Here is a 23,277-nt window from a genome sequence, read left to right on the forward strand (position 1 = left end):
TCAGGGGTGTCTCTATAATGATAATGAAGAAAAACGGTCTTTCCTCCATGCGAAAGCAGTCCGGTGCCTCGGCGCTGGTAATCATGATCATGGTGCTCTTCTTCGGTGGCCTGCTCACTCTGGTGATCAAGCTGGGGCCGGCCTACCTGGACGACATTACTATCCAGGAAGCGCTGGAAAGCCTTGACGGTACCGAAGACCTCTCCAGCATGGGGCCGGCTCAGGTAAGAAGCCTTATCAACAAACGTTTGAGCGTTAACAATGTAAGAGGCTTTGATGCGAAGAACATCACCGTGGAGAAAAACGGTGAGTTTGTGGTGATCAACGTGGATTATGAAGTCCGCAACAACCTCTTCCGTAACGTGGATACGGTTATCCACTTCCAGCATGAGTACGAGATGAAGGGCAAGTGAGTTCGCAACCGGATCTGGAACAGCTGCAGCGACGTATCGGTTATCAGTTCAAGGTACCCGAACGTCTGTTGCTGGCGCTTACCCATCGTAGTTATGGTAACCAGAACAATGAGCGCCTGGAGTTTCTGGGGGACTCGATTGTCAACATGGTTATTGCAGAACACCTGTATCTGCACTTTGAAAAAGCCCGGGAAGGCCAGTTGAGCCGTCTGCGGGCCCGTATGGTCAAGGGTGTTACCCTGGCGGAAATCGGCCGTGAGTTCGAACTGGGGAAATATCTTCGGCTGGGCTCCGGGGAATTGAAAAGCGGTGGGTTTCGCCGCGAGTCCATCCTTGCAGACGCCGTGGAATCCATAATTGGGGCTATCTACCTGGACAGTGACTTCCATACGTGCCGGGAGCAGATCCTGCGCTGGTTTGAACAGCGCCTGAAGCAACTGGATTTGCAGGATACCCAGAAAGATCCGAAAACCCGGCTGCAGGAATATCTGCAGTCACGGCAATTTCCGCTGCCGCGTTATGACGTTATTTCCGTGGATGGTGAAGCCCACGCCCAGACGTTCCATGTTTCATGCGCCATGCCATCACTGGACCGGAAAACCACCGGTACCGGCAACAGCCGTCGAATCGCCGAGCAGCAGGCCGCCCGTAATGCCCTTAAGCAATTGGGCGTGGAGAATGATTGATGAATGATGTTACCCGTCCGGAGAATCCCGACAGCCGTTGCGGTTTCGTAGCGATTGTTGGCCGCCCCAACGTGGGAAAGTCCACGCTGCTGAACCATATTCTTGGCCAGAAACTGAGTATTACTTCCCGCAAGCCCCAGACCACACGCCATCAGGTTCTGGGCATCAAGACCGAAGGTCCGGTGCAGGCTATCTACGTGGATACGCCGGGTATGCACGAGGAAGAGCCTCGCGCCATCAACCGGTATATGAACAAGGCCGCCACGTCGGCGTTAAAGGACGTTGACGTCGCGGTGTTCGTGGTTGACCAGATGGCCTGGACTACCGCGGACGAAATGGTGCTGGAAAAACTGAGCAGCCTGAAATGCCCGGTAATTCTTGCAGTGAACAAGGTGGACCGGATTGAGAATCGCGAGGCACTGCTACCCCACCTGGACATGCTGTCCCGGAAACGGGAGTTTGCCGAAATGATCCCTCTGTCTGCCCTGAAAGGCATGAATCTGGAGCCGCTGGAAGAAGCGGTGGGGCGCTTCCTGCCGCAGAGCGTTCACTTCTACCCCGATGACCAGATCACTGATCGCAGTGAACGTTTTATGGCCTCGGAGATGGTGCGGGAGAAAATCACCCGGCAACTGGGCGCCGAGCTGCCGTATTCGGTGGCGGTTGAAATCGAGGAATTTCGCAAGGATGGGAAGACCCTGCACATTTCGGCGTTGATCCTTGTGGAACGCGAAGGCCAGAAGAAAATCATGATCGGTGACAAGGGCGAGCGCCTGCGTCGCATTGGCCAGGAAGCCCGGGCTGACATGGAGCGGTTGTTCGACAGCAAGGTTATGCTGCGCCTGTGGGTCAAGGTCAAGCGCGGCTGGGCCGACAGTGAGCGGGCACTGAAAAGTCTTGGTATGAACGACTTCTGAGGCGTTTATGACGGGGCCAACACGACAGGAGCCCGCTTACGTCCTTCACCGCAGGCCATGGCGCGAAACCAGCCTGATGGTGGATATTTTCTCTCTCAACGCTGGCCGGCTCACGGTTATTGCCCGTGGCGGCAACAGCGCAAAAAGCCCACTCAAGGCACAACTCCAGCCCTTCCAGCCGTTGCTGCTGGACTGGACTGGTCGCAGCGAACTGAAAACACTGACCCAGGCGGAGATTCGTGGTGGCCCCTCACTCAAGCGCACCCTGTCGCTTTACAGCGGGCTTTACGTGAACGAATTATTGCAACGTCTGTTGCCTCTGTCGGACCCCCATCCCCTTCTCTTTGCCTCCTATATCGACGTCATTGCCGAACTGTCGGAAGCCAGTGACGTGGAGCCGGTTCTCCGGCGTTTCGAACAATCCTTTGCAGCAGAGCTGGGCTATGACTTTGCCTGGGATCTCGCTACCGACACCGGGCTGACAGTCGAGGCCGGTGAGTATTATTGTTATGATCCTGAGCAGGGAATCATGGCCAGGCCGTCGGTGGGTGTCAGGCTTCAGAACCTTCCCGGCGCCACCTTGCTGGCACTCGCGTCCGGCGATCTGGAGTCAACAGAATGCCGGCGTACTGCCAAGCGGGTAACCCGCGTTCTGGTGGACTACCTTCTGCAGGGCCGGCCCCTCAATAGCCGAAGCCTGTTCAGTCATCATCGAGGAGAACGTAATGAACCCTAGCCCAATGAATTCCAGAGTGCTGCTGGGCGTCAATATCGACCATGTCGCAACGCTGCGCCAGGCCAGGGGAACACGCTATCCCGATCCGGTGCAGGCGGCGATTCTGGCGGAAGAGGCCGGAGCTGATGGTATTACCATTCATCCGCGGGAGGACCGCCGCCATATCCAGGACCGGGATGTGCTTCTGCTCAGGGAAATACTGACGACCAAGATGAATCTGGAAATGGCGGTTACCGACGCCATGTTGGCGTTCGCTGAACAGGTGCGTCCGGAGTGCGTTTGCCTGGTGCCGGAAAAGCGCGAGGAACTGACCACCGAGGGTGGGCTTGATGTGGACGGCCAGGAAGCCCGGGTGGCCAAGGCATGTGAGCGGTTGGCCAGGCTCGGTGCCGAAGTGTCCCTGTTTATCGACCCCGACGTGGCGCAGATTGATGCCACTGTGAGGTGCGGTGCGCCAGTGGTGGAACTGCACACCGGCGAATACGCTGAAGCCACCACACAAGACGCTGAAAATGCTGCCTTTGACAGCCTGGTCGCGGCTGTTGAATATGCGCGCAAGAAGGGCCTGATTGTGAACGCGGGCCATGGCCTGCATTACCACAACACCGAGCGGGTGGCGGGCATTGCTGGTATCAATGAACTCAATATTGGTCATGCCATTATTGCGAGGGCCGTCTTCACGGGCCTGAAAGAGGCAGTCAGAGACATGAAGGCCATCCTCGCAGGCGCCCGGGTATGACCTGGCGCCGTTAAACACCTCAGTCTGCCGTCGCCTGCTGATTCTGCTGGCGGAACAGTTGCTGCCAGTCCGTCTGCTCACTCCAGGTCTGCAAACGCTCCATGGCGACGAGCAGTTGGTCTTTCTGGTATTCGATATCTGGCGAGGCGCACTTCAACGCCGTCTCCACCTGATTGGCGGCGGCTCGCAGTTCCGGTACGCCGCAGTATCGGGTTGCGCCATGCAGTTTATGCACGCACTCCAGTAACTCCTCCCGTTCACCGTTGTCCCAGAGTCTGTTAACGCGGTCCAGGTCTATGCGGATCTGTTCAACCAGCATACTGAACAACTCTTCCGCCAGATCTGCTTTACCGGCGGCCAGCTGGATGCTCTCCGTTATGCTGACGCAGTCCGCCTGCTTCTTGCGAGTGGACGGCCGCAGGGCCCGGCGGGTATCGCGGACTTCGGGTACGGACAGGTAGGCACTGCCCGGGTCCGCGTCGCAGCTGTAGCCAGTGTAGTCATAAATGATATCAATGAGCTGGCTGTTGCTGATGGGCTTGGCAAGATAGCCATCAAAGCCCTGCCGGACCAGTCGGTCCTGTTCTTCGGCCAGTGCATGGGCTGTGAGTGCGATGATGCGTGTGCGGTGGCTGTTGCTGTCCAGTCCCCGCAGCCTTTCGGTGGTTTCGACACCGTCCATGCCCGGCATCTGCAGGTCCATGAAAACCAGGTCAAACGGTTGCTGTCGTGCCTTGCTGAGCGCCTCAAAACCACTGCTGGCACCTTCCGCTTCTATTCGGCAATCGTGTAACAGTGTCAGCACCAGTTTCAGGTTGGCATCGTTATCATCTACGGCCAGCACCCGTGGTGCCCGGTCAGACTGTTCCACGGTCTCTCGTGGTTCGGGCGGCATCGGAAGCTGCCGCTGGCCACTACTGATGCCGTGGACCAGCAGCAACAACTCATCATAGAGGGAGTCGCGGCAGACTGGTTTGGTGAGGTGGCCACTGGCCAGTCCCGACAATGGCGTGTCGTGGGTTTCCAGTGTCGGAGTCAGCAGAAGCGTGCGGCAGTCCCGTTCCAGCTCCAGGGTTCGTACCAGTGCACAGTACTGGCTGGAGTTAAGTAGATGACGGGTGATGCCCAGGAGCGCGACAGCATAGCCGGACTGCTCCTTCTGGGCTTCTTCAATTTGCTCCTGCATCGCACCTGGCGAGGAAACCCGGTCTACGGTCATGCCCCATTCCCGCAGCATATGCTCTACAGCGAGGCCGGTTGTCTTCTGTTGTTCCAGATAGATAACGCGCTCACCGCGCAGGGCATCTTTGGGAGCGATTGCCTCTCCGGTGGACGATAGCTCCGATGTGAGAGTGAACCAGAAGGTGGAGCCCTTGCCGAGCTCGCTTTCCAGGCCAATCTTGCCACCCATTTCTTCCACCAGGCGCTTTGAGATGGCAAGACCGAGCCCGGTGCCACCATACTGCCGGGCGGTGGAGGCATCAGCCTGGCTGAAGGCATTGAATAGTGACTGCTGCTGGGCCCGGGAAAGACCAACGCCGGAGTCGGTAATGCTCAGCCGCAGGGTAATCCGGTTACCTTCCTTGTCTTCTTCCTCCAGACTGGCCCTTAGAACCACCTCACCGGTCTGGGTGAACTTGATGGCGTTGTTGACCAGATTGGTGATCACCTGTTTGACCCGCAGGGGGTCTCCCATGATGTTATCGGGCACATCGTTGTAAACCAGTGGTACCAGGTCCAGGTTCTTGCCATGCGCTGCCGGCGCCAGCATGACCATGACTTCCTCGACAATGTCGCGGAGCTGGAACGGTATGCGGTCGAGAATCAGTTTGCCAGCCTCGATCTTGGAGAAGTCGAGGATGTCGTTGATGATCGTCAGCAGTATCTCCGACGATTTGCGGATGGTACTCAGGTGGTCTCGTTGCTGGCGGGGCAGGGGGCTTTTCAGCAACAGTTCGGTGAAGCCGATAATGCCGTTCAGTGGAGTGCGGATTTCGTGGGACATATTGGCCAGGAATTCCGATTTTATGCGACTGGCTTCCAGTGCTTCCTTACGGGCAAAGTCCAGCTCAATATTCTGGATCTCGATCGTTTCCAGAGTTTCCCGCAGATCTTCCGTGGCCTGGTCGATGTTTTGCTGCATCTCTGCCTGGGCTTTGCTCAGTTCCCCAGCCATGGCGTTCAGGCCTGATTCCAGTTGCTCGAATTCCGGGCCGGCCCCGGTGTATACGCGGGTGTCCAGCTTGCCCTCCTTCAGCCTGGCAACGGCTTCGTTGAGTTCGAAAACCGGATCGGTAAAGGCGCGGCTCAGGCGCAAGGCAATCACCAGGCTGAGGAGGACCCCTCCCAATACCAGCAGCAGCGAAATCAGCAGTGCCTTGTAGGTTTCCTTCTCGGTGCGAACATGTGACATTTCCACAGTGACCCAGCCAATCGGCTTCTTGCTGCCGTTCGCCGCATCGGGACGGGACTCCGGGGCCAGCATGCTTTCGATCATCAGGTCCTGCAGGTAAACCGGGGTAACGAACACGGTGCTGTCCGGCCTGGTGATCTGTTTCGCGTCCTCGCCGGTCAGCGCTTCCTTGCCGACGTCATCGGAGCTGCCAGGGCCGGTGTGAAGCAGTCGGCTATGCTCGCTGTCGAAAAAGGTGATGGAGCGGACGTCCTGCTCTTCCAGAAGCGCATTGGAAAGGCTGCTCAGGAGGCTTCGGTTGGCAGTAAACAGACCGTATTCCGACCCGGCCGACAACTGCCGCGAAAGAGACTCTCCACGATCCTTGAGCAGGCTCTCAATGTTGTTGACCCAGCTGTAGGTAAAGAAAAGCCCCAGCATCAGGGTGGTCAGAAGGGTGGGGACGAGTGTCACCACGAGTACTTTTTTGCGTATGCCCCAGCGCCGCATAGAGTGTTCCCGATTGACTTCACCGGCCGGATATCCGGCATTCTTCCCTGTCAGAATAGATGATTCCATCCAGTCTGGCCGTAATGGTACTCCCGGATATAGCCCGCAGTCATGGATATAGCGAGAAGCTGTATTGGGAGGCAGCGGAGATTCCGCGTATCATGCGAATCCGGAGTGTACCACAGGCTTGTGTTGTCGGCGGTAATGGCTGGCCGCGGGTTGCGGAAGATTTGAGGAAGGTAAAAGCATGCATTTCCCGACCATAGAAGATTACGTAGGGCATACGCCCCTAGTAAGGCTGCAAAGGCTCCCGGGTGATACCAGCAACGTGATTCTGGCGAAGCTGGAAGGCAACAACCCGGCGGGCTCAGTGAAAGACCGCCCCGCGATCAGCATGATTCAGGAAGCGGAACGGCGCGGCGAGATAAAACCCGGCGATACGCTGATTGAGGCCACCAGTGGTAATACCGGTATCGCTCTTGCCATGGCGGCGGCCATCAAGGGTTACCGGATGGTTCTGATCATGCCTGAGAATGCGAGCGAAGAGCGGCGGGCGTCGATGCGGGCTTACGGGGCCGAGATCATCAGTGTCAGTAAAGAAGGGGGCATGGAAAGTGCCCGTGACGTGGCGCAACAGCTGGAGGCAGAGGGTAAGGGCAAGGTGCTGGACCAGTTTGCAAACCTGGACAACCCACTGGCGCATTACCGCACCACCGGCCCCGAAATCTGGGAGCAGACGGCTGGCAGGGTCACCCACTTTGTCAGCTCCATGGGCACCACCGGCACCATAATGGGCGTCTCCAGATATCTGAAAGAGCGCAATTCCGACATCCGGATTGTGGGGCTGCAGCCAAAAGAGGGTGCTTCCATACCCGGCATTCGCCGCTGGCCGGAAGCCTACCTGCCGAAAATCTACGACGCTTCCCGGGTAGACACCGTGCTGGACATTGGCCAACAGGAAGCCGAGGACACCATGCGTGCACTGGCCAGTGAAGAAGGCATCTTCTGCGGGGTTTCTTCCGGTGGTTCCATTGCCGCTGCATTGAAACTGTCAGCCCAGGTTGAAAACGCGGTGATCGTGGCCATTATCTGTGACCGGGGCGACCGTTACCTGTCCACCGGAGTGTTCCCCGGCGCCTGAATCTACCGAGAGAAGTATCTATGAGCAGAAGACGCAGGAAGGCCCTGCCTACCGAGCCGGTACGTTGTGTGATTGAAACCCTGAGCCACGATGGCCGCGGTATTGCCCGTGACAATGGCAAGGCGCAATTTGTTGATGGAGCGCTGCCCGGCGAGATGGTGATGGCAAAAGTGATCAGCTCCCGCAGCAAATTTGATGAACTGAGAACCGTCGAGGTGCTGGAAGGCGGAGATGCCCGGATTACGCCGCCGTGCGAGTTTGCGGATCTGTGCGGAGGCTGCAGCCTGCAGCACATGGACAGCGATGCCCAGATCCGGTTCAAGGAAGACACGCTGAGGGAACACTTTGCTCACTTCGGGGGCATCGAGCCGGAGGAATGGGTGCCGCCCATGCGCTCACCCGCACTCGGTTATCGCCGCAAAGCCCGGCTCGGGGTGAAGTATGTGCCGGCCCGGGAGTCGGTTCTGGTGGGTTTTCGTGAAAAGCGCAACAGCTTCCTGACCGATATTGACCGCTGTGTGGTTCTGGACCCGCGTATTGGTGATCGCATTACCTCGCTGCGGGAAATGCTCCATGGCCTGGAGGCCTACCGGCGCATTCCCCAGGTGGAGGTCGCCTGCGGAGACCATGCGGCGGCAATGGTGTTCCGCAACATGGACCCTTTGAGCGAGGCAGACACGGCAGCGCTTGTCCGCTTTGGCCAGGCCCATGAATTGCATATCTACCTGCAGCCGAAAGGGCCCGACACCGTACACCGGATCTGGCCAGAGTCAGGTGAAGAAAGGCTGTCCTATCAGATGGAAGAATTCGATCTGACCATGAAGTTTCATCCCATGGATTTTACCCAGGTCAATGCAGGGATAAATCGCACCATGGTACACAGGGCCGTGGAATGGCTGGATATCAAGCCGGATGAGCGGGTGCTTGACCTGTTTTGCGGGCTGGGGAATTTTACCCTGCCGCTAGCCCGCCATGCCGCGCAGGTGGTTGGTGTGGAGGGCGATGATTCCATGGTTGTTCGTGGCAGGGAAAACGCGGAACGCAACGGCTTGTCGAATGTCGCATTCCACGGCGCTGACCTGCAGGCAGATTTTACTGAGCAGCCCTGGGCAGCTGAAGGGTTTGACAAGATTCTGATTGACCCGCCCCGGTCCGGCGCCCAGGAAGTCTGTGAATACCTGACCGCCTTCGGGGCCCGGCGGATTGTATACGTTTCCTGCAACCCGGCCACGCTGGCAAGGGATGCGGGTGTGATGGTACGCAACGGCTATCGGTTGGTGCGGGCGGGAGTCATGGATATGTTTCCCCACACCACGCACGTTGAGTCCATGGCCATGTTCGAGCGCGTGAATAACGGATGAATCTCGGCGCCGGTCACGGATGGCCAGGTAAACAACCAGGAAGAACAAGAGCGATATGGTAAAAGTTCGCGAAGACTACGCAGTGACGGGCGATGGCCAGGTGGATATTGAACGCTGGGTTCGCCAGATCGAATCCCAGACGCATCTGGAAAATGCCGAGCAGTTCCGGCGTGCCTGTGAAAAGGCGGCAGCCATTGATTTTCAGGCCGTACGTGAAGACAGGGTGTGGGCTCCCGGCGCCAGCAGCTTCCGCACCGGTATCGAGATGGCCCAGGTACTGGTGGAGTTGCACCTTGACCAGACCAGCCTGGTAGCCGCCATCCTGTACCGGGCCGTACGGGAAGAGCGTATTCCCCTGGAGGAAATCCGCAAGGAGTTCGGTGACGAAGTGGCCGGGCTGATTGATGGCGTTCAGCAGATGGCCGCCATATCGTCCATCCACCATCCGCTCAAGGGCAACGTGCTTGGCCAGACCGAAGGCCAGCTCGACAATGTTCGCAAAATGCTCGTTACCATGATTGACGACGTTCGGGTGGCGTTGATCAAGCTTGCGGAGCGAACCTGCGCCATCCGCGCCGTGAAGAACGCGCCCGAAGAAAAACGTATGCGTGTCGCCCGCGAAGTGTTCGACATCTACGCGCCACTGGCGCACCGCCTGGGTATCGGTCATATCAAATGGGAGCTGGAAGATCTTTCTTTCCGCTATCTGCATGAATCGGCCTACAAGAAGATTGCCAAGCTCTTGGACGAAAAGCGGCTGGACCGTGAAAGCTACATCAAGCGTGTGATCACCTCCCTGAAAAATGAACTGGGCGCGTCCGGCATAGCAGGAGAGCTGTCGGGGCGTGCCAAGCACATCTACAGCATCTGGAGAAAAATGCGCCGCAAGGGTATCGATTTTTCCCAGGTCTATGATGTGCGTGCGGTACGGATACTGGTGCCGGCCGTGCGTGACTGCTATGCCGCGCTCGGTATTGTGCACACGCTCTGGCGCCACATTCCCAACGAGTTTGACGATTACATTGCCAACCCCAAGGAAAATGGCTATCAGTCGCTTCATACCGCAGTGATTGGTCCGGAAGGCAAGGTAATGGAAGTCCAGATCCGCACCCATGCCATGCATGAAGAAGCAGAGCTGGGGGTCTGTGCCCACTGGCTGTACAAGGGCATGGACAAGGGCAATCGTTCCGTTGGTTACGATGCCAAGATCAACTGGCTGCGCCAGGTCCTGGAATGGCAGGAAGAGCTGGGCGATTTGTCGGGGCTGGCGGATCACCTTAAATCGGACGTTACTTCCGATCGGGTGTACGTGTTCACACCGGAAGGGCACGTGGTGGATCTGCCCCAGGGTGCCACACCCGTGGACTTTGCCTATCGCGTGCATACCGAGATAGGCCACGCCTGCCGTGGTGCCAAGGTGAACAGTCGCATTGTGCCGCTGACCTACCCCCTGAAAACCGGGGACCAGATTTCCATTCTCACGTCCAATAACCAGGCGCCGAGCCGGGACTGGCTGAATCCCAGTCTGGGCTATATCCAGACCTCCCGCGCCCGGGCCAAGGTGACCCACTGGTTCAAGCAGCAGGACCGCGATCGCAACATCGTTGACGGGAGAGCCATTCTGGAGGATGAATTCAGGCGGCTGTCACTGTATGACGTGGATCTGAACGATCTGGCCCGCAAGGTGAACTACCAGGGGGCAGAGGATATGTTTGCGGCAGTGGGAGCCGGTGATCTTCGCCCGACTCACGTCGCCAATATTGCCCAGCAGATGCTGGAACCCAAGTCGGAACAGCTGGACCTCAAACTCAGCACGCTGAGACGGAAACCCTACGATACCGAGTCGGATATCCAGATCCGGGGTGTGGGCAAGCTCAAGACCCAGGTCGCAAAGTGCTGCAAGCCGCTGCCCGGCGATCCAATCGGTGGCTACATTACGGTTGGCCGTGGGGTGACGGTGCATCGACAGGACTGCATTACCTTCCTCAGCCTCAAGGAATTCGAGCCCAACCGGATTATTGAAGTAAGCTGGGGCGGACAGCCCGTTGCCGTTTATCCGGTGGATGTGGAAATCCAGGCATACGACCGTTCCGGATTGTTGCGGGACATCACCCAGGTGCTGTCTTCGTCCAAGAGTGATGTGCTGTCGCTGAATACCATGTCCAACAAGGATGAGAACACGGCTACCATGACGGTGACGGTGGAAATCTCCAGCCTCGATCAATTGGCCCGGTTACTGGCCCAGATCCGTAACCTGCCCAACATCATCGACGTCAGGCGCAAACGCTCATGAGTTATACCATTGACGACCTGAAAACCCTGATGGCCCGGTTGCGGGACCCGGAAACCGGGTGCCCGTGGGACATTCGCCAGACTTTCAGGACCATTGTCCCTCACACCCTTGAGGAGGCCTACGAAGTTGCCGACGCTATAGACCGGGAGGATTACCCGCACCTGGAAGATGAGCTGGGCGACTTGCTGTTTCAGGTGATTTTCTACAGCCAGATGGGAAAAGAGCAACACCATTTCGATTTCGACTCGGTCGTCGACAATCTGGTGCGCAAACTGGTCCGGCGCCATCCCCATGTCTTTCCGGACGGCACTCTGGATAGCCGGATTGATCCGGACAACCGCCCCGGTGAGGCGGAAATCAAGGCCAACTGGGAGCGTATCAAGGCCGAGGAGCGGGCAGCGAAACCGGAAAAGTCAGTCGGTACGGAGTCTGCAGGACGGCTGGATGGCATCGCCCGCACACTCCCCGCAATGGTGCGTGCTGAAAAACTTCAGCGCAGGGCGGCCAGTCACGGCTTTGACTGGCCAGATGTCGAACCGGTCTTCGACAAACTCCATGAAGAAATCGATGAACTGAAAGAAGCCTGGTATGACGCGCGCTCCGGCGCCGGCCCGGTGGAAGCTGTAGAGGATGAATTGGGGGACCTGCTATTTGTATGCGTCAATCTGGCACGGTTCATGAAAGTTAATCCTGAACAGGCCCTCAATAGCACCAATCACAAATTTGAATCGCGATTCCGTGCTATCGAGGAATACCTGGAACGCGAAGGCCGCGATATGGACGCTCAGTCCCTGGAGGCGCTGGATGAGGTCTGGCAGGCTGTCAAAGGGATTGAAAAACAGCGGAAAAAGTAACGGATAAGTACAATCCGTTACCATTAATTCCGCCCCCGGTGCGGTCGCTTCGTCTACACTTCCGGTTATTGATGCACACCTTTTGTGCATCTGATGGGCCACCAAGAAGATGCAGGAGTGAAGGCACCATGAAAATCAAAGATCTGGTCAATTACTGGGACAAGCATGCACGTGGTCGGCTGACCCGGGATGCGTATTTTGCCAACCTGTCCGACCAGCATCACAAGCGACTGGAAAAACTGGCCGCGTTGTACCCGATGAAGTCCTCCCAGGATCTTATGCGAGACCTGATCTCTGCTGCTCTTGATGAACTGGAGACCAGCTTTCCTTACGTCCAGGGTTCAAAGGTTGTCGCATTCGATGAGGACGGTTTCGAGATTTACGAAGACAAGGGTATGACCCCTCGCTTCATCAGCCTTAGCCAGAAGCACATCCAGAAGCTCAAGGCACGCCAGCTCGAATCGGTTGCCTGATCAGGCCTGTGGCCTGACCAGAACAGACCTGCAATTGCCTCGGGGTGGTCCCGCCACCCCGCAATTAACTGCCTGCCTTTATTTGTCCTTGCCTTCCAGTTTGTCCTTCAACGGGCTCAGCCGGACCAGGTCGTCCAGCGCTGCCCCGATCATGTCATTCAGAATGTCGCTTTCCGAACGGTCCGGATACAATTCAGCCAACGCGGCTATGCGCGCTGCGTCTTCCAGCGGTAAACGGAGGTTGTAATCGTGGCTCCGCTCGACGGGCTCTTTTTTGCCTTCCCAGTGTTTGGGCAGATCGGTTACTTTCATGAATACTCCTTGCGGCCACAGGTTTTAAACGTTAGACAGGCTTTAAGAGTAAATAGTATCGTAAGTTTCCTTCGCCTCCGTCAATTTAAAAGGACGTCAATGTGACCGAGCTACACCCCGACCTCCGAGAAAACGTTCGCATGCTGGGTGACTTGCTGGGCCAGAGTATCCAGCGTCACCCGGGCCGGGACTGTTACGAACTGATTGAAGAAGTGCGCGCCGCCGCCAAGGCTGATCGCCGGCAGGAGAGCGGTTCCGGGCAGCGTCTGGTCAATCTGCTGGGCAAGCTGAGTGACGACGAGCTGTTGCCGGTAACCCGCGCCTTCAACCAGTTTCTGAACCTTGCCAACCTGGCCGAGCAGTACCACGGTATCCGCCGCAAGCGCGGTCATCAGTCGGATCTGATGGTGGAATCTCTTGGAGAGGTGTTCGGTCGCCTCAAGGACGGTGGTGTCAGCGCGGATGAGCTGCATCGTCGGGTTGCCGAACTTCGCATCGAATATGTACTCACCGCGCACCCTACGGAAGTGGCGCGTCGCACGTTGATCATGAAGTACGACGAGATGTCAGACTGTCTGGCGCGTCTGGATCATGACGACCTCCTGCCCGCTGAGCGCGAGGAAATTGTGGACCGGTTGGGGCAACTGGTTACCGAAGCCTGGCACACGGATGAAATACGCCACGAACGACCTACCGCTGTGGATGAAGCCAAGTGGGGGTTTGCGGTTATCGAGAACAGCCTGTGGCAGGCCTTGCCGCGTTTTCTCCGGAGCCTGGACCTGTCGCTCTCCGAAGCGACAGGCAAGGGGCTGCCGCTGGAGGCCTCTCCCATCCGAATCGCATCCTGGATGGGTGGTGACCGCGATGGCAATCCCAATGTGACCCATGAAGTCACCCGCAAGGTGTTCCTGCTGGGTCGCTGGATGGCTGCCGACCTTTACCTGCGTGATATCCAGGCACTGCGCGCCGAGCTGTCCATGTGGCAAGCCAGTGATGAATTGCGTGCGGTCACCGGGGAGTCCCGCGAACCCTATCGCATGGTGCTGGCAGGGCTGCGGGAAAAACTGATCAGAACCCGGGACTGGGCAGAAGCCAGCGTGGCCGGCGAGCAGGCGGACACAACGGACATCCTGTTTGCAAACGAGGATTTCACCGGCCCACTGGAGCTGTGTTACCGCTCCCTGGTCGAATGCGGTCTGGAAACCATCGCCAATGGGCCGCTGCTGGATACCATTCGCCGGGCCCACACCTTTGGTCTTCCGCTGATTCGCCTCGATATTCGTCAGGAGGCCTCTCGCCATGCCGCAGCGGTTGCCGAAATGGTGGGCTACCTGGGAATGGGAGATTACCTGTCCTGGCCAGAGCAAAAGAGGCAGGACTTTCTGGTGCGGGAACTCAAGGGCCGGCGCCCGTTAGTGCCGAGAAACTGGCAGCCTTCGGAAGAAGTGGCCGAAGTGCTGGCCACCTGCGAAGTGGTTGCGCAACAGACACCGGAAGCCCTGGGCTCTTACGTTATCTCCATGGCCAGCACGCCTTCGGACGTACTGAATGTGATTCTGCTGCTGCGGGAAGCCGGCATGGAAAACCCCATGCGGGTGGTGCCGTTGTTTGAGACTCTGGATGACCTGCGGGGGGCACCTGAGAGCATGGCCGCCCTCTACAGCGTGGATTGGTACCGGGAGTATTGTAAGGGTCGCCAGGAAGTGATGATCGGTTACTCGGATTCTTCCAAGGATGCCGGCCAGATGATGGCTGCCTGGGCGCAGTACCAGGCCCAGGAACAACTTACGGAAGTGGCCAGCGAACACGGCATTCACCTGACCCTCTTCCATGGTCGCGGCGGAACCGTGGGCCGGGGCGGTGGCCCTGCCAATCGGGCGATCCTCTCCCAGCCTCCGGGGTCGGTTAACGGCAGCTTCCGGATTACCGAACAGGGTGAAATGATCCGCTTCAAGTTCGGCCTGCCCCGGTTGGCCGAACAGAGCCTGACGCTCTATACCACCGCCGTGGTGGAAGCGACCCTGGCCCCACCCCGTGGGCCGGAACCGGAATGGCGCGAAGTGATGGACTGGCTCACGGAGCGGTCCCTCAAGGCGTACCGTGATGTGGTCCGTGACAACCCGGAGTTTGTTCCCTATTTTCGCCAGGTCACGCCCGAACAGGCTCTTGGCAAGCTCGCTCTTGGCAGCCGCCCGGCAAGGCGCAAACCCGGCGGTGGTGTGGAAAGCCTGCGCGCGATTCCCTGGATCTTCGCCTGGACCCAGATGCGCCTGATGCTGCCGAGTTGGCTGGGCAGTGACGTGGCCCTGGAAGAAGCTTTCCGAAATGACCGTGTGCCGGTACTGCGGGAAATGATGCAGAAATGGCCATTCTTCAAAACCTATGTGGACATGCTGGAAATGGTGCTGGCCAAATCCGACCTGCGAATTGCCAGCTATTACGAGCAGACCCTGGTGGATGATCCGGCGTTACTGAAACTGGGCAAAGACCTGCGGGAGCGTCTGCAGGGGTGCATCCGTCATCTGCTGGAACTCAAGGAGCAGGGCACACTGCTGGAGCAGGAACCTGTATTTGCCCATTCCATGCGCGTACGTAATCCGTATACTGATCCGCTACACTACTTGCAGGCAGAGCTGTTGAAGCGCGACCGCGAAAGTGAAGGAAAGAACGAAGTGCCCGATATGGTAGAGCGCGCCCTGAAAGTCACCATGGCGGGCATCTCGGCAGGCATGCGAAACACCGGGTAATCAAACGGAACACAGGAGTAAAGCCGTGGCGTTAGCGGCAAGACTGGCAGGTTTTCTGACTCGCAATGGCATCGCCTACCGGGAACTGGCAATTGATCAGGCGCTCAACTTTGATGCAGCAGTGATGGCATCCGGTCGCCCTCAGGACGAGTTTGTCCGGGCGACGCCGCTGATTGATATCAATGGCGTCGTCATGGCCGTTCACGGTTATAACACCAGCCTGGACATGGATCTGGTTCACAAACTGACGGGAAGACGTCTGCAGCCGTTGACGGCCCGCCAGTCGGCGCGCCTGTTTGGGGACTGTGATCCTGGCTTTCAGCCACCGGTAGGGGCGGCTTACGACATACCCGTACTGGTCGACCAGGATGTGCTGGATTTCTCGCGTTCTCTGATGTGTTGTGGCACCGACAACACGCTCCTGGAACTCGACCGTATATCATTGGCCAGGGCATTGGTCGATGCTACACCGGGGCACCTGGTGATCCGTGGCCAGAATAGCGGGGAGCGTGATGCCATTACCCTCGAAGAAGTAGCCGACAAGCTCCAGAAGCTTTATCGCCTGCCACCCATGCCGGCATTGGCGTTGCGCATACTCAGGCTCACAGCCAACACCGAGGCTACCGCCCGTGAGCTGGCGGAACTGATTGAATTCGACCCCAGCCTGACGGCGCAGATTATGCGTTACGCCCGGTCCGCACTCTTTAACTATCCCGGCCAGATCAATTCCGTTCAGGAAGCGGTTACCCGGGTTCTTGGTTTCGATCGTGTTGCACACATTGCTCTTGGCATCGCCTCCGTTCGCGCATTCGAAGTGCCCCGCCAGGGCATGCTGGGGATGGACCAGTTCTGGCGGCATTCCCTATACTGCGCCTTCCTGTGCCAGCGCATGGCACCCGGATGTAACGCAGACAAGGGGCTGGCCTATCTTTGTGGTTTGCTACACAACTTCGGCCTGTTGCTGATCGGGCACCTTTTTCCACAGGAATTCAGCGAGCTCAACACCCTTCGTGAAGCCAACCCGGAAGCCAGCATGCATTCGCTGGAGCAACAGGTATTCGGCGCCGATGACAGCCAGCAGATGCTGGCCGTTGGCCATGGCGCCATTGGTGGAATTCTGCACCGCTTGTGGGAATTGCCTGACCCGGTGGTGAAGGCTGCGGGCATGCATCAGCAACAGGGGTATCAGGGAGAGCATGAAAACTACGTGCTCATGGTTCAGCTTGCCAACGGTCTGCTCAAGGAGAAGGGGATCGGTGATGAGCTCAACCTGGATGACCTGCATGCCCTGGCAACGCCTCTGGGACTTTCAGACGCCGATGTCACCAGTCTCAGCGAGGAGATCGACAAGGTTTCCGGAGATCTGGACGCGCTGGCACTTTCCCTGTCATCCTGACCCCCGAACGATTGCATAATACAACCTGATGTAACCTTTTGGTGCATGCTACGGAGGTCCACTTTCTCTGAAGTGGTTGAGTTCGTATAATGCGCCTTCTTCGGCGTGGCCCAGCGGGCCGTGACCGGCGAGAGGCTGTCGCAAAGCCGCGGGGTTTTGCCACAGCTTTTCAAATGATAATGACTACAACGGGAGCACAGCGTTATGAGAATCATCATGTTAGGCGCGCCAGGCGCGGGTAAGGGGACTCAGGCTCAGTTCATAACCGAACGGTTTGGTATTCCCCAGATTTCCACCGGTGACATGCTGCGTGCAGCGGTCAAAGCCGAGTCGGAGCTTGGTAAGCAGGTCAAGGAAGTGATGAGCTCTGGCGGCCTGGTCTCCGATGACATCATCATTGCGCTGATCGAAGAGCGGATAAAACAGGCGGATTGCAGGAACGGCTTCCTCCTGGATGGATTTCCCCGCACCATTCCCCAGGCGGAAGCCCTGAAAGATCAGGGTATCGACATTGATTATGTGGTTGAGATTGCCGTCGACGACGAGGAAATTGTCAGTCGTCTGTCCGGCCGTCGTGTGCACGAGGGTAGTGGTCGAATCTACCACGTGAAATACGATCCTCCCAAAGTTGAAGGCAAGGACGACGAAACCGGCGACCCCCTCGTCCAGCGCGCCGACGACCAGGAAGAAACCGTTCGCAAGCGCCTGAAAATCTATCATGAACAGACGGCACCGCTGGTCAACTACTACCAGGACTGGGCGAAGAAAGACCCGGCTGCCGCCCCGAAATACGTCCGGGTCGAGGGCGTGGGCGGCCTGGATGATATCCGCGATCAGATTCTTAACCAACTGAAGTAACCGCGTGAAACTACTGGCACTGGATACCTCGTCGGAGGGCTGCTCGGCGGCCCTGCTGGCAGACGGCACCGTGACGGAGCGCTTTGAGCTTGCACCGCGGGGGCATACCCGCCTGCTGATGCCCATGGTCCGTGAACTTCTTGCAGAGCAGGGGTTGGTGCCGGCTGAGCTCGATGCGTTGGCTTTCGCTTGTGGTCCCGGGTCTTTTACCGGGCTTCGAATCGCTACCGGGGTTGTCCAGGGCCTGGCCTATGGCCTGGATGTGCCCGTGGTCCCGGTATCGTCACTGGCGGCCGTTGCGGCGGATGCTATTGACCGTTTCTCACTCTCTGACGGCGACGGCATCGCTGTTGCGTTTGACGCCCGCATGGGTGAAGTCTACTGGGCGTGCTATGTATGTCGGGCCGGCCGTCCGGCGCTGCTTGGCGACGAACAGGTGTGCACTCCGGACTCGGTCTCTCTTAGTTCCGGTATCCGCTGTTGGTTCGGGGTTGGCCAGGGCTGGGGATTAAGGGACGGGTTCCCGACTGAGGTTACCGGAGCCATGAAAGACATCGACGACACCCTGGTTCCCAAAGCCTCCAGAGTCGTTGAAATAGCGGCGCAGTCGTTTCAAGAAGGAAAGGGGGTGGCTGCCGCCGAGGCCCAGCCCGTCTATATTCGTGATGAAGTAGCCTGGAAGAAACTCCCGGGCCGCTGATAATCTCCCTGCTACCATACGGAAACACTGCCCATGGAACTGTGGCACATTGTTGTATTGGCCATTATTCAGGGACTGACGGAATTTCTTCCGATCAGCAGCTCTGCTCACCTGATTCTGCCGTCACAGATTATGGGTTGGCCCGACCAGGGCCTGGCTTTTGATGTGGCAGTACACGTGGGCACCCTGGCGGCCGTGGTGTGGTATTTCCGAGCGGAAGTTGCCCGGCTTACCGTTGCCTGGGCCGGAGATACAGCCCGTGGGCGGGTAGGGCAGGATAGCGGGCTTGCCTGGGCGGTTATTGCAGGCACGGTTCCTGCCGGTCTTGCTGGGCTTTTATTCAATGATTTCATCGAGTCTTCCCTGCGTTCGGGATTGGTGATTGCTGCCTCTACCATCGGTTTCGGCCTCGTGCTCTGGTGGTCGGACGCGGTAGGCCGCCGTGCCCGGGAGCTACCATCCCTGACCATGAAGGACGCAGTGATTATCGGGTTGGCCCAGGCGCTGGCGTTGATTCCAGGTACGTCCCGTTCCGGTATTACCATTACCGCTGCCCTGTTCCTGGGCTTCGGCCGGGAAGCCGCGGCGCGTTTCTCATTCCTGCTTTCCATTCCACTGATTCTCGCAGCCGGCCTGCTGAAAACACTCGAACTGGTGGAACAGGGCGGAGCAACCGACTGGGCGGCCATCGCACTCGGTGCTGCACTGTCGTTCGTCAGCGCGGTGATCTGTATCCATCTATTCCTGAAGTTTCTGGAGCGGCTTGGTCTTATGCCGTTTGTCATCTACCGGCTGGTGCTTGGTGTGCTGCTGATTGCCATGCTGTGGTAGGCCCTCTCGTGGCAGGCGGTGGCCAGAATAGACTGCAGAGGATAGAGCAAATTTTGAACAGCTGGCTTTCAAAACCCGGATAAATCTTCCATAATCCGGTTTCAGTTGAAACCACAACCGGTGTGCCTGAAATGATTGGTGGTGTAAACCCAAACGGCGGTCTTCCTTTCCAGTCCGGCAATAACAGCCCGGTCAGGGAACGCAGTGATGTCGCGCGTGCGCCTGCAACGGCCCCGGACAGCAACAGCGATGCTGTTCGACGGGATCTGTCCGATACACCCTCCCGCAGTGCCGAAGCAAGGCCAATACCTTCCACAGAGTCCCTTGAGCGTCGCGTTGAAGCGCGCCAGGCGGCAGAAGATGTCAGGCTGGAGCGCTTTCGCGCCGATGAGGTGCCTCTGAATACTTCAAGAGCCCTGTCCACCTTTGCCGATGTCGCCGCCCGGGGCGATGCCTCCGATAATGTTCTGTCCGGCATCGATATTCTGGTTTGATGTCGTCCCGAAACAACTCCCCCGGACTTGCCGTTGCCTGCAGCCCTCTGGGTGATGGGCTTGCAGTCCGGTCACTGGCTGAGCAGCTGTCACTGCCTTTTCTGGGCACGGTGCGCCCCCGCGACATCCTCGATTATCCGGTATTGCTGTTCTCCGATGAGCGCGGCCTGGGTCTGCAGGTGACCGGTAAGGGCGCCCCGGGACCGGTCAGGGCCGAGTTTGTGACCGGTAAGGCGGGATATCGCCGGGAACATGGTGGTGGCACAGGCCAGTTGATCGCCAAGGCGGTGGGCCTGCAGAAGACCCGGCAGCAGCTGCATGTTCTGGATGCCACCGCGGGTCTCGGTCAGGATGCGTTTGTGCTGGCATCCCTGGGCTGCAGGGTGACGCTTTTCGAGCGCTCACCGGTGATACACGCATTACTCAGCGACGGCCTTTTCAGGGCCGGTCTGAGCGAGCAGAGTGCGCCGCTGGCGGCCCGTATGGAGTTGCAGCCGGGGAACAGTATCCAGTGGCTGCACTCTGCGGCGGACGGGGCTGCGGATGTCATCTACCTGGACCCGATGTTCCCCCACCGTGACAAGTCAGCGTTGGTAAAAAAAGAGATGCAGGTATTCCGCACGGTGGTCGGGGATGATGACGATTCACCCGAACTGCTGGCGGCAGCGTTGGCGGTGGCAACCTATCGGGTAGTGGTCAAGCGTCCCCGCAAGGCTCAGCCGGTCAGCGGGCCGGAGCCTACCACCCGTATTGAGGGTAAAAGCAGCCGCTACGATGTCTATTCCATCAAGGCGCTGCCCGGCGGCTGACAGAACCATCAGGCCGGGGCGTTCAGGCCCCAAGCATGGTCACCTGCTGGATGGCCTGGCGTTTTTCCACGCTCAGTACCAGCCGGGCGTCTTCTGCAACTTCATCAAGCCCTTCGCTGTAGCACAGCAGTCCGTTATCGTCAGTGGTGATAACGCCATTGTGCTGCATGTTGGCAATAAAGCTGCGGAAAAGGGTCTTGTCAAAGAACTCCGGGGCGTTCAGGCCAAACAGGATGGACATGCGCTCTGCCAGCAGGGTGCTCTGCTCTTCCAGTTCAGTGGCGGTGATCTTGCCAGAACCGTATTTGCGCAGTATGCCGATAGCGATATGGTAGCGCTCCAGAGTCTGGATGATGAACCGCGAGAGTATCCGTAGACGAAGCATGGCATCGGTGCCCTCTTCAGGTCGACTGATCCTGTCATCTTCCTCCTCGAAAAGCAGCCCTCTGGACACCAGCACATCGATCCACTGATTGACGACAGTGGCAATGTCGTCGGGATGGTATTTCAGGAACAGCTCCGATTTCAGGTAGGGGTAAGCAACACCGGCAAGGAATTCGATCTTGTCCCGGCGCAGCGACTGCTTGTTCTCGAACAGGCTGGCGATCAGCGATGGCAGGGCGAACAGGTGTTGTATGTTGTTGCGGTAATAAGTCATTAATATGGCATTGCTGCCTTCCAGGGCGATAATATCGCCGAGCTTCTGGGGCTGTCGGGTAACCAGTCCCATATTTTCACAGTAGGCCACCCAGTCCTTGCCACGGCCTTCCGGCAAGGTGACTGTTTCCGCATAGGGGAAGGCGTGCAGCAGGTCTGCATACTGATCCATCAGGCGGATCAACTGGCCTTCATCCATGGCCAGGCGCTCGGTGCCCAATAATGCAGTGGCGGTAATACCAATGGGGTTGACCGCTACCGCGGCATTGATATTGGAGGCAACGCGGGTTGCCAGTTCAGACACGGCATGGTTCAGCCACTTTGGCCGGTACTCGGAGTCGTAGGCTTCTTCGCGCCAGCTGGGCTCGATTTCGTCCAGTACCTCGGAAAGGTGGATGGCCTCCCCAAAATTCAGCGACACCTGTCCGAAAGAATTCCTCAGCTTGCGGACAGTCTTGGCCAGGGCAAACACGCTTTCCTTTTGTTTCTTCTTGCCCCGCAACTCTCCCAGGTAGGACCGGCCTTCCATCACCTTCTCGTAGCCGATGTACACCGGTACAAACACAATGGGCTTGCGGTGGTCCCGCAGGAAGCTGCGTACGGTCATGGACAGCATGCCGGGCCGCGGCTGCAGCATCCGCCCGGTACGGCTGCGCCCGCCCTCGACAAAGTATTCAACGGAGTAGCCCCGGGAGAACATCACGTGCATGTATTCGTTGAAGACCGTGGCGTAAAGCGGGTTGTCACGGAAGCTCCGGCGCATGAAAAAGGCGCCACCACGGCGCAGGATAGGGCCGACCACAGGCATGTTGAGGTTGATGCCCGCGGCAATGTGTGGAGGCATCAACCCATTCTTGTAGAGCACGTAGGACAGCAGCAGGTAGTCAATATGGGAGCGATGGCAGGGAACATAGACCACCGCATTGTCCTGGGCGACTTCCTTGGCTACCTGGATGTTATTGATGGCGATACCATTGTAAATGCGGTTCCACAGGCGGGACAGCACCACTTCCAGAACCCGGATGGTAACGACGGACATGTTTGCGGCAATTTCATCCGCGTACTTATAGGCCTTGGCGCGGACCTTTTCCGGAGGGATGTCGTCTTTGCGGGCGGTTTCGCGGATGGCTTCCTTGACGGCCTGGGTGCGTACCAGCCCGTCGACCAGCGTCCGGCGATGGGAGAGGTCCGGGCCCAGGACAGCCTGGCGCACGCGGCGGAAGTGGGTGCGCAGAATACGCGCCAGTTTGCGGTTGGCGCGATCCTCACTGTGACGGTATTCATCGATGACCTGCTTCAGCGACAGTGGCTGATTGAACTGCACGTAGGTGCTGCGGCCGTGCACCAGAATGATCAGGAATTTCTGCAACCGACCGGCTACGGACCAGGTGTCTGAAAGCAGTAGTTTGACGACGGATTTCTCCTTGTCGGGGGAGCGGCCCCAGAACAGGGAAACCGGAACTATCTGTACGTCCTGTTCCGGGTGCTCCAGGCCGTGGCGAACCAGCGCCCGGAATTCGTTGGTGGGAACGGGTGTCCTGCGCCTTCGGAACAGACCGCCGATTCTACGGTACAGGAAGAAAAAAGAATGGTTTGGCCCGTTCTTTACCGGCAGGGAGGAGGTCGCACCGGGCAGACCGGCGCTCAGTACCTCCTGTTCCAGTACCAGGCGACTGGAGAGCGAGCTGTACTGTAACACGTAGCAAACAGGCGTTTCCGGATCGAGTCCCAGGGCTTCGGCGCTGTTACCGCTTACATCCGTCCGGACCCACAAAAACAGGATCTTGCGAAAAAGGGTCAGGATCAGGCTGCGAAGGCCCAGGAAAACACGCATAAATGGTCGCTCCGGTTCACAAAATCAGGCGCTAAGTTTACTTGGTTGCGCACGGTGCCGAAAGACATGATGTCGTTCAGTTGCATTGCGCCGGTGTGATACATTTCCAGTTCATACTTCATGG

Annotated in this window: 21 protein-coding genes; 17 read left to right on the forward strand and 4 right to left on the reverse strand. The window is 58.1% G+C overall.

All coding sequences use genetic code 11. The annotated features are described in order from the left end of the window. Positions 1 to 23 precede the first annotated feature (23 nt). The 5 genes from ABJM11_RS13190 to pdxJ are packed head-to-tail and all read left to right on the forward strand — an operon-like array spanning position 24 to position 3,491. Complete coding sequence (locus ABJM11_RS13190) at positions 24 to 413, forward strand: DUF4845 domain-containing protein (protein ID WP_348296526.1); 390 nt, start codon at positions 24 to 26, stop codon at positions 411 to 413. Next, positions 410 to 1,099, forward strand: a complete 690-nt coding sequence (gene rnc, locus ABJM11_RS13195) for a ribonuclease III (protein WP_348296347.1) — start codon at positions 410 to 412, stop codon at positions 1,097 to 1,099. The genes ABJM11_RS13190 and rnc overlap by 4 nt, the downstream gene beginning before the upstream one ends. Continuing rightward, positions 1,099 to 2,016 carry a GTPase Era gene (era, locus tag ABJM11_RS13200; protein ID WP_348296348.1) on the forward strand — a complete coding sequence of 306 codons (918 nt, stop codon included), beginning with the start codon at positions 1,099 to 1,101 and terminating at the stop codon, positions 2,014 to 2,016. Before rnc ends, era begins: the two co-directional genes overlap by 1 nt. 7 nt (positions 2,017 to 2,023) lie before the next feature. Next, complete coding sequence (recO, locus tag ABJM11_RS13205) at positions 2,024 to 2,752, forward strand: DNA repair protein RecO (RefSeq protein ID WP_348296349.1); 729 nt, start codon at positions 2,024 to 2,026, stop codon at positions 2,750 to 2,752. A gap of 4 nt (positions 2,753 to 2,756) precedes the next feature. Then, on the forward strand, positions 2,757 to 3,491 hold the full coding sequence (pdxJ, locus tag ABJM11_RS13210) for a pyridoxine 5'-phosphate synthase (RefSeq protein WP_348296527.1): 735 nt from the start codon (positions 2,757 to 2,759) through the stop codon (positions 3,489 to 3,491). Between the two features lie 19 nt (positions 3,492 to 3,510). On the opposite strand, the gene ABJM11_RS13215 is transcribed toward pdxJ, so the two are convergent. Further along, the gene (locus tag ABJM11_RS13215) at positions 3,511 to 6,393 is read right to left on the reverse strand and encodes an ATP-binding protein (RefSeq protein ID WP_348296528.1); all 2,883 of its coding nucleotides are present in this window, start codon (positions 6,391 to 6,393) and stop codon (positions 3,511 to 3,513) included. Positions 6,394 to 6,640: 247 nt separating this feature from the next. Here ABJM11_RS13215 and cysM point away from each other — a divergent pair, with 247 nt between their 5' ends. The 5 genes from cysM to ABJM11_RS13240 all read left to right on the forward strand — a co-directional run bounded on the left by cysM (position 6,641) and on the right by ABJM11_RS13240 (position 12,515). Then, entirely contained in the window at positions 6,641 to 7,534 is an 894-nt protein-coding gene (cysM, locus tag ABJM11_RS13220) for a cysteine synthase CysM (protein ID WP_348296350.1), read from the forward strand. Between the two features lie 20 nt (positions 7,535 to 7,554). After that, the gene (gene rlmD, locus ABJM11_RS13225; protein WP_348296351.1) at positions 7,555 to 8,895 is read left to right on the forward strand and encodes a 23S rRNA (uracil(1939)-C(5))-methyltransferase RlmD; all 1,341 of its coding nucleotides are present in this window, start codon (positions 7,555 to 7,557) and stop codon (positions 8,893 to 8,895) included. A gap of 55 nt (positions 8,896 to 8,950) precedes the next feature. After that, complete coding sequence (gene relA / locus ABJM11_RS13230; protein ID WP_348296352.1) at positions 8,951 to 11,188, forward strand: GTP diphosphokinase; 2,238 nt, start codon at positions 8,951 to 8,953, stop codon at positions 11,186 to 11,188. Further along, positions 11,185 to 12,042 carry a nucleoside triphosphate pyrophosphohydrolase gene (mazG, locus tag ABJM11_RS13235; RefSeq protein ID WP_348296353.1) on the forward strand — a complete coding sequence of 286 codons (858 nt, stop codon included), beginning with the start codon at positions 11,185 to 11,187 and terminating at the stop codon, positions 12,040 to 12,042. Before relA ends, mazG begins: the two co-directional genes overlap by 4 nt. A 128-nt stretch (positions 12,043 to 12,170) precedes the next feature. Beyond that, the gene (locus ABJM11_RS13240) at positions 12,171 to 12,515 is read left to right on the forward strand and encodes a hypothetical protein (protein ID WP_027831231.1); all 345 of its coding nucleotides are present in this window, start codon (positions 12,171 to 12,173) and stop codon (positions 12,513 to 12,515) included. A 78-nt stretch (positions 12,516 to 12,593) separates the two neighbouring features. Here the strand turns inward: ABJM11_RS13240 and ABJM11_RS13245 are convergent, their stop codons facing one another. Next, entirely contained in the window at positions 12,594 to 12,827 is a 234-nt protein-coding gene (locus ABJM11_RS13245; protein ID WP_348296354.1) for a hypothetical protein, read from the reverse strand. Between the two features lie 101 nt (positions 12,828 to 12,928). Here ABJM11_RS13245 and ppc point away from each other — a divergent pair, with 101 nt between their 5' ends. The 7 genes from ppc to ABJM11_RS13280 all read left to right on the forward strand — a co-directional run bounded on the left by ppc (position 12,929) and on the right by ABJM11_RS13280 (position 20,662). Beyond that, the gene (gene ppc, locus ABJM11_RS13250; protein WP_348296355.1) at positions 12,929 to 15,574 is read left to right on the forward strand and encodes a phosphoenolpyruvate carboxylase; all 2,646 of its coding nucleotides are present in this window, start codon (positions 12,929 to 12,931) and stop codon (positions 15,572 to 15,574) included. A 25-nt stretch (positions 15,575 to 15,599) separates the two neighbouring features. After that, the gene (locus ABJM11_RS13255; RefSeq protein ID WP_348296356.1) at positions 15,600 to 16,970 is read left to right on the forward strand and encodes an HDOD domain-containing protein; all 1,371 of its coding nucleotides are present in this window, start codon (positions 15,600 to 15,602) and stop codon (positions 16,968 to 16,970) included. A 204-nt stretch (positions 16,971 to 17,174) separates the two neighbouring features. Then, positions 17,175 to 17,828, forward strand: a complete 654-nt coding sequence (adk, locus tag ABJM11_RS13260; RefSeq protein ID WP_348296357.1) for an adenylate kinase — start codon at positions 17,175 to 17,177, stop codon at positions 17,826 to 17,828. A 4-nt stretch (positions 17,829 to 17,832) separates the two neighbouring features. Next, complete coding sequence (tsaB, locus tag ABJM11_RS13265) at positions 17,833 to 18,528, forward strand: tRNA (adenosine(37)-N6)-threonylcarbamoyltransferase complex dimerization subunit type 1 TsaB (protein ID WP_348296358.1); 696 nt, start codon at positions 17,833 to 17,835, stop codon at positions 18,526 to 18,528. 33 nt (positions 18,529 to 18,561) lie between these two features. After that, the gene (locus tag ABJM11_RS13270) at positions 18,562 to 19,359 is read left to right on the forward strand and encodes an undecaprenyl-diphosphate phosphatase (protein WP_348296359.1); all 798 of its coding nucleotides are present in this window, start codon (positions 18,562 to 18,564) and stop codon (positions 19,357 to 19,359) included. 131 nt (positions 19,360 to 19,490) lie between these two features. Continuing rightward, entirely contained in the window at positions 19,491 to 19,853 is a 363-nt protein-coding gene (locus ABJM11_RS13275) for a UDP pyrophosphate phosphatase (protein WP_348296360.1), read from the forward strand. Beyond that, positions 19,853 to 20,662 carry a class I SAM-dependent methyltransferase gene (locus ABJM11_RS13280; protein WP_348296361.1) on the forward strand — a complete coding sequence of 270 codons (810 nt, stop codon included), beginning with the start codon at positions 19,853 to 19,855 and terminating at the stop codon, positions 20,660 to 20,662. The genes ABJM11_RS13275 and ABJM11_RS13280 overlap by 1 nt, the downstream gene beginning before the upstream one ends. 22 nt (positions 20,663 to 20,684) lie before the next feature. Here ABJM11_RS13280 and plsB read toward each other — a convergent pair whose 3' ends face one another. Both plsB and ABJM11_RS13290 read right to left on the reverse strand, forming a co-directional pair. Further along, positions 20,685 to 23,153 (reverse strand): glycerol-3-phosphate 1-O-acyltransferase PlsB, encoded by a 2,469-nt coding sequence (plsB, locus tag ABJM11_RS13285; protein ID WP_348296362.1) that lies wholly within the window; start codon positions 23,151 to 23,153, stop codon positions 20,685 to 20,687. Further along, positions 23,123 to 23,275, reverse strand: a complete 153-nt coding sequence (locus ABJM11_RS13290; protein ID WP_348296363.1) for a hypothetical protein — start codon at positions 23,273 to 23,275, stop codon at positions 23,123 to 23,125. The genes plsB and ABJM11_RS13290 overlap by 31 nt, the downstream gene beginning before the upstream one ends. Positions 23,276 to 23,277 lie beyond the last annotated feature (2 nt).

The organism is Marinobacter sp. (assembly GCF_039977835.1).
In the GTDB taxonomy this organism is placed as follows: domain Bacteria; phylum Pseudomonadota; class Gammaproteobacteria; order Pseudomonadales; family Oleiphilaceae; genus Marinobacter.